This window comes from Nocardiopsis sp. CC223A, from assembly GCF_030766825.1.
GTDB lineage: Bacteria > Actinomycetota > Actinomycetes > Streptosporangiales > Streptosporangiaceae > Nocardiopsis.
This window is the reverse complement of record NZ_JASFDV010000144.1, coordinates 1-7475: the sequence shown is the minus strand read 5'-3', so window position 1 is coordinate 7475 and position 7475 is coordinate 1. Positions and strand designations below refer to the sequence as shown.

The 7475-nt window shown below is 74.2% G+C and carries 1 protein-coding gene; it reads left to right on the top strand.

Annotated elements, in window-relative coordinates; all coding sequences use genetic code 11:
- Positions 1 to 7475: ADP-ribosyltransferase (locus tag QJS33_RS30665; protein ID WP_306371567.1), on the top strand; the 7475-nt coding region annotated here is incomplete at both ends.

Sequence of the window (7475 nt, the reverse complement as noted above, 5' to 3'; positions counted from 1 at the left end):
GGCCATCGACGCGCTCGGCCGGGCGGCCACGGCGCTGCGCGCCGCACCGGACGCGGAGCACCCGGAGGCCGCGAGGATCACGGCGGACCTCGGGCGGACGGACACGCTGCTGAACGGCGCCCGCGACCTGCTCGGGGACACCGGGCGCGCGCTCGCCGACGCGCGGCGGTACGCACAGGCCACCGAGGACTCGGCCGACCGCGCCGAGTCGCTGCTCCCCCGCGACCATCCGTCCGCGTCACGCCTGCGCGGGAAGACGGACACGCGCTACGACCTGGAATACCTCGTCACTTCGCGGCTCAGCGGGCCCGACCGCCTGTTCACCAGGGCCGTGCACCAGGCGGTCGCGGGCATCGTCCGCGACCGGATCACCGACCCGCCCGCCGACCTCACCCGGTTGGTCGACACGGCCCTGAACGAGGTGGCCCACGAGCACGGGATGCTCGTCTTCTTCGCCCCCGGCGGACGGGAGATCACGATCACCGATCCCGGGACGGGCACCGGTGCCGACGGGGCCGACGCCCCCAGGTCCTGGACCGTGCGCGTCGCCCTGGCCTCCGAGGACCCCGCCGGGTACCGGCACCTGGACGTCGAGCACCGGGGGTCGGGAGCGCCCCTGGAGTCCCGGGAGGAGGAGCGCAGCCACTCCACCACCACCGGCGGCTCCTCGTCCTACGACCCGCGCCGCATCCTCGCGGCGCGCTTCACGGGGAGCCCGCTGCTGCTCGGCGACGTCACCGGGTCCGCGGCGGGCCCGTGGGTGACGGTCGGAGGCGGCTTCTCCCGCGGGCAGCGTGCGGCCTCCCAGGGAGGGACGACCGAGGCCACCTCCAAGATCGAGTACACGACCTTCGCCGCACCCGAGTTCTACGCCAACGACCTGCGGGTGTGGGCCGAGGTGACCGCGCGGCCGGAAGGGGCCGGAACGGCCGACGACGGCGCGAGCGGCATCGGGGAGGCTCCTGCGCCCGCCGTGGACCTCCCGATCGGCTCTTCCGTGATCCGCGACGGCATGGTGTTCACCCTGGCGGGCGAGGTCCAGGGACGGCCCGCCGAGATGCCCCGGCACATCGACCTCGCCCCGGGCGCCGGCGAGGGGGCCGGCCCGGGGAGCCGCCCCCGCAACCTCGGCCCGGCGGGCGGACTGCCCATCGCCGTCCACAGCGTCACACCGAACACCCCGGCCGGGAGCGGCTCCGCGCACACCGACCTGGGCTCCTGGGTCGCCGACTACCTGGTGTCCGACGCCTACCGGCTGAACAGGGAGGCGAGCAGCGAGAGCACCGCGGTCCAGTGGCTGAAGGACGTCACCGGGCCGGGCACCGGCCAGGACATCGCGCAGTGGCAGCACGAGATCCGGGACGTCCTCAACAACGACTCCTTCCAGGAGTACCTCCCCCACCTGGACCGGGGACCGGTCACCGTGAGCGTCTCCCATCCCCGCCTGGGCGAGGTGATGATGGAGTTCTCCGCGACGCCGCGCGACTACCGGATCAAGGACCACGGTCCGCTGATCGACGACGCGACCTTCAAGGAGAGCATCAAGGACGGCACCAGCCTCGCCCAGAGCCGCAACACGAGCTTCACACTGACCGGGGGAGTCGGCTTCGGCCTGGTGGCCGAGCTCCCCTCCGGCGGCACGCTCCGGATCAACGCACCCCACGTGGAGGCCACCTGGTGGCAGTCGCTCCACTCCGAGAGCCACAACACCTCCGGATCGGGAGAGCACCGGTCCCTGGGCCGCTACGTCTCCTCCACGGAGAAGTTCGCCGCCTACCAGGCCTCCCACGACCTGTCCGTCCACGTCCAGGGTGAGGCGGCTCCCCACCGCTTCACCGTCACCGCTGTGGAACTGCTCCCCGGCGAGACCGCGGGCCAACTGGACCGGGCGGCGCGGAACGAGGGGCCCGCCGCCGGCGGCGGGGGAGACGGCGGGCAGCGCCCGTCCTTTCCGCACCTGGCCGCCGACAACCCCGTCCACTTCCGCGGATCCCACTTCCTCGGCTTCGAGTGGGGCGGCTCCGCCCCCCGGGACGGGGGCGACGGCGAGCGGGCGGTCGGCCGGGACGCCGACGGCACCGGGGAGGACGGGGGCCCCGGCACCTCCGACGCACCGTCCCCGCACGTCACGTCGGACGACCGGCGCGGCGTGCTCGAACGCTACCTGGACGACGTGCTGGCGGGCATCGCACGCGAACACCCGGGCCTGGTCATCCCGGAACTGGCCCGCGACCGGGACACCTACGCCCGCAGGCCCGGACGGGAGGGCGCCTCCTACTTCGAGCGCTCCTTCCGTGAACGCTGGGGGTTCCGCCGCTCCTACGACATCGCCTACAAGAACACGATGCTGGTGCGCGACACCATCCAGAGCACCCTGGGCAAGGACGGCCTCGAAAAGCTCGCGCGTCCCGGGGAGGGCCTGCCCATCCGGCTCCGGGAGTCGGCGACGGTCGACCCGACCCTGATGGCGAGGCTGAAGGAGTTCTTCCGCCCGGACACGGTCACCGTCCGGCTGCACGCGGAGTTCGGCCGGCTGTCCCACGACGGGACGAGCACGGCGGAGACCGGCCTCCGGGTGCGCGGTACCGCCTCGGCCTCCACCGAGTCCGCGACCGGGAGCGCCTTCACCGTCGCCGCCTCCGCGGGTTCGGGCATGGTTCGCTCGGCCGAGGGCGACGCCCGCGGGTTGGCCCGGCTGCTCGGCGGGTTCATGGCCTCGGTGGGCTGGAACCGGGTCGACCACTTCGACGCGGCCTACGGCCTGGAGCACAAGTCCGACGCACGCCTGTTCTTCCCCGGGGGCTCGGACCGGTGGAACGGTGAGGTGACCCTCGGTGCCCGCCTGCACGACTACGACTCCGGAGAACAGGCCCGCGGCACCGGACGGGGAACGGAACTGCTGGACCGGCCCATCAAGGCGACCTACTCCCTGATCACGGCCACCACCGTCGGCGACAACCTGGCCTCCCCGGCACCGGCACCGGACAGGGACGGCGGGGAGCGGTCGGTGCTGACCCCCGAAGAGGCGCGGGAGATGCTCGACCCCCGACCGGGGCGCCGCGATCCCTCCGAGGAGGACGCCCCGGAGACCGGGGACGGGACCGGCACCACCCGCGAGGAGACGGCGCCGGAGACCGGGGACGGGACCGGCGCCGCACGGCCCGAGGGGAACGGGGAGGCCTCCGAGGCGGAGGGTGAGGCCCCGGCCGCCCCGGAGACCGACAACACGCGTGTCCTGCTGGACCACGGCGCGATCATCGAGCACGTCAACCCCCTGCTCCAGGAGGCCGACGGCACGGGACCGGGCCGCAACCTCCTGCGCCGCACCTTCGACGCGTTCTCCCGCCCGCGCCGGTTCTGGTCCGACGGGGGGCGGATGAAACTGTCCGCCTTCCTGGACGGCGTCGGCGGCGCGACCCTGCTGTCCAACCTCATGTCCCCCACCGCGATCGCCTCCGATCCCGCCTCCTTCGCGGAATCGGGCCGCCGCAGGCGGATCGAGATGCCCGGCACCTGGCTGTCCCCCAACGACATGCGGGCCACCGGGGTCACCAGGGTCACGGTCGGCGAGATCACCGACCTGCGGCTGACCAAGGCACAGGTCACCGTCCAGTCCGAGACGACCTCGACGGCGTCCGCCGCCGTCACCAGGATCAACGGCTTCTTCGCCCGGTTCACGGGCTTCGCCGGGGGCACCACCAACACCATCGAGGAGGGCGGGACCGACTCCGGCGCCGACCGGTCCTCCGCCAACGGCATCGTCCCCATGGCCGGCCCCTCCCACAACCGGAGCTTCTTCCGCCGCGGCGAGACCGCCGACTCGGGCGTCTCCTCCGCCTCGGGGCTCCTCCTGCTGCCCAAGTCCGCGGCCGTCTACGCCTTCACCGCCGCGGGCACGATCGCGCAGGCGTGGGAGTTCAAGAAGCACCGGGGCCTCAACTTCCCCAACTGGTGGGCCCACAGGTACTCCGGGTGGAAAGCCCGGGTCGGCGATCTCGTCTCCGGCTACATCACCGCCCGCGACGCCGAGCAGACGGGCCTGGTCACCGACGCCGTCACCCGCGGAGACGACGGCACCCCGGCACCCGGCACCCAGACCAACCCGACACCGCCGCCCCACGCCCGCGTCCGCACCGGATTCGACAGCGCGGGACGGCAGGCCCTCCCCATCGATCCGGCCAACGCCGTGGACACGTTGGAGACGCGACTGCGCGCCCACGGGCTCACCCTCAGCCGCGGAGGCAAGGAGCGCCTGCTCGTGACCCTGTCCGAGCAGCTGGGGACCGCGGCGGACGCGCTCCCGCCGGTCCCGGTCAACGTGGTGTCGACGGACCGCAACGCCCACTTCTCCAAACCCGCACGGGTCCTGGTGGACCTGGCCAGGACCAACCCCCGGGTCGACTACGTCACCTCGGCCGCCGCCACCGTCGAGACCCACTCCTGGCAGGCCGAGCACTCGCAGCGGGATTCCCGTGAAAGCTCCAGCACCACGGGCGCGGACTTCATCCCGTGGCAGCCCAGCGGCGCGAACGGCGGCAGTGACCGGCCGTCGGACAGCAGCCTCCTGCTGGCCTCACCCGCCGCCGGGGCCGGCGGGACCCGGAGCGGGTCCCAGGGGAGGTCCTCGTCCTCGGAGACCACCCACACCATCGTGATGGAGTCCTCCGGCCCCTACGTGAAGATCGCGGAGGACGCCTCCCTGACACTGACCATCGAGGTCGACGGCGACGGGCTGGTGCCCACCGCGGGGGTCCGCCAGGGCGGGAAGGCGCCGTACCTGGAGTACAAACCGCCGATCAGGGAGACGGTGACGGTGGACGGCGGGCAGGTCCGCACCTTCCACCTGGGTTCATCGCTGGACTTCACCCCGCCCGCGGCGCCCGCCGCGGCCCTGGACACGGTGCCCGCGCCGCCCGCCGCCACACCCCGCGCGGGCGACACCCTCGCGGCCGCCGTCACCACCGCCACCGGCGAGTTGGCCCCGCCACCGGCCGCCCTGCGCGACGCCGTCATCATGCCCACCGCCGTCCACGGCCCCGACCTGCGCGACACCGCCGTGCGCACCGTCGCCGCGTCACTCGGCTGGCAGCCCCCCGCCACCCCCGACTTCGGCCCCACCCCCTCCGCCGCACAGCTCGGTGAACTCAGGGAACACCACAGGAAGGCGACCGACGACGCCCGCCGCCACATCGCCGACCACCTCGAACTCGACCCCCGCTACACGCCCATCGACAACGCCCTCAACCCCGTCGCACTCAAGGGCCTGCTCTCGCACAACCTCGGCCGCCCTTCCGGGACCGACATCCTGCGGATCGGGCGCACCCGGTGGCGCGCCGCCGCCACCCCCGACTTCACCGGCGCCCGCATCCTCACCGCCCGCCCCGACGCCCGGCTCGTCCACAAGGAGGCCGAGGGACAGGGCGTCTCCCACGACCGCTCCCAGGGCGGCGGCACCACCGCCACCGCGGCCTTCCGCCCCACCGGCCACCACACCGTCGACGCCGACAACAGCGACCGGAACGCCTTCCTGACCGGCTCCGGGGACGCGGCGGCCCGCACGATCAAGGGCGAGTCGCCCACGGGCGAGGGCCTGGTGACGGGCGAGCCCTCCGACATGGAGCGCCAGCGGCTCGGCACCGCCTACCTGGTGGAGTTCGACACCACCTGGACCATCGGCGCCCGCACCGACGAGAAGGCGTTCTTCGGCGGCACCACCCCCCGGCAGTTCACCTCCCACCACACCAACAAGACCAGCGCGTGGATCTCCCAGGCCGACGCCATCGCCCTGGGCATCATCACCCCCGAACAGGCCGCGGCCGCGGACGCACCGATCACCGCCGAGCACAACGCCGCCAAGGCCATGGCCGACGCCGAGGCCTCCTACGTCGAGGAGCGCGCCAAGCTCCCCGCCCTGGTCAAGGCCTACCTGGACGCGCACGCGGCCCACGCCGCCGCTGCCACGTCGGCGAACCGGGCCGCCCTCGACGCCGCCCGCACCGCCTACGAGACCCGGAACACCGCCTACCGGACCGCGCTGAACACCTACAACGACGCCGTCACCGCCTGGACCACCGCGACCAACGCCACCCGCACCCACCTCGACGGCCTCACCCCGCCCGGCGCCCCACCGGCCCCGGCGGCCCGCCCCACCGCCAACGCGCCCCTGAGCGACCAGATCCGCTCCGTGTTCGACCTCGGGCTCCGGGAGACCCCGGCGACGACCGGCCGGGGCGGCACAACGACGGAATCGGGCTCGCGCGCTCCGGTCCCGGCCCCGGCGGCCGAGGCGTCGGGCTCGGGAACCACCTCCGGCCCGATCGTCTTCGCACTGACCGACATCGCCGGTGAGGTGCGGGACCCCGACGGGGACGGCGGCGGGATGAGCGGCGCCGACCTCGACTCCCTCGCCCGCGGCCTGGGGCTGACCGACACCGACGACCCCGCCGCGTCCGGTTCCGGGGCCATCCGCCGCCTGCCGACCGGGGTCGACGCCGACCGCTACGGCCAGCTCCTGCACGACCCCGACTACAACCCCAACACCTTCGACGCGCTGCCCACCGCGGCCCAGGACGCGGTCTCCGCCTACACCCGGTCCTCCTGGCTGAACCGCATCGCGCGGCTGAGTCCGCTGAACGAGGCGACCGTGCAGGCCGAGCTCGACCGGATCCGGGACGAGAGCCGGCCCCACCCCGGATGGCAGGTCTACGAGATCGGCGGCGGCCGGTGGCCCGGCCTGGCGCGTCTGGAGGAGGCCGCGGAGCGGGGCGGGCTCAGCCCCGAGCAGGAGCGGATCGTCCGAAGCGTCCTCGACAGCCGGTACCCGCAGGCGGCGCTGGACGACCTCTACGAGCGCTCCGGCCGCGCGGGCCGGATCGCCGAGTCCCTCGCCCTGGGCGGGGAACCGGCCCACTACCCCGACGCCTCCGAGACCCTGGCGATGATCCGGCGCCTGGACCGCGCCACCGGGCAGCCCTTCCCCGAGGGCTTCGAAGCCGTGCACGGCATGTACGAGCACCGGCACCTGCTGGGCGAGGGCGGCACCGACGCCCGCGCCCTCGCGGGGACCACACACGTGGAACAGGGGTACTTCTCGGTCTCCCTCGGTACCGTCCCGTCCGCGGCGGGCGGCTCCCCCATCGACCTGATGCGGCTGACCGTGCCCGAGGGCGCCCGGGGGCTGTGGGTCGGCGACCGGAGCGATCACCCGGGCGAGCGCGAGGTGATCCTCACCCGGGGGACCCGCTACCGGATCAACGCGGTCGAGCCCTGGGGGCGCGGCTTCCTGTTCCACGCCGAGATCCTGCCCCCCGCGCACGGCGCCGACGGGCCCGCCGCGGAAGCCCCGACCGGGATCGGCGAGGCGCTGGACCGCATCGACCGGGCCCTCTCCGCGGACGACACGGCGACGGCCCTGGCCGAGGTACGCGGGGCGGCGGAACGCCTCACCGCGGACCTGGCCGCCACCCTCCGGGACG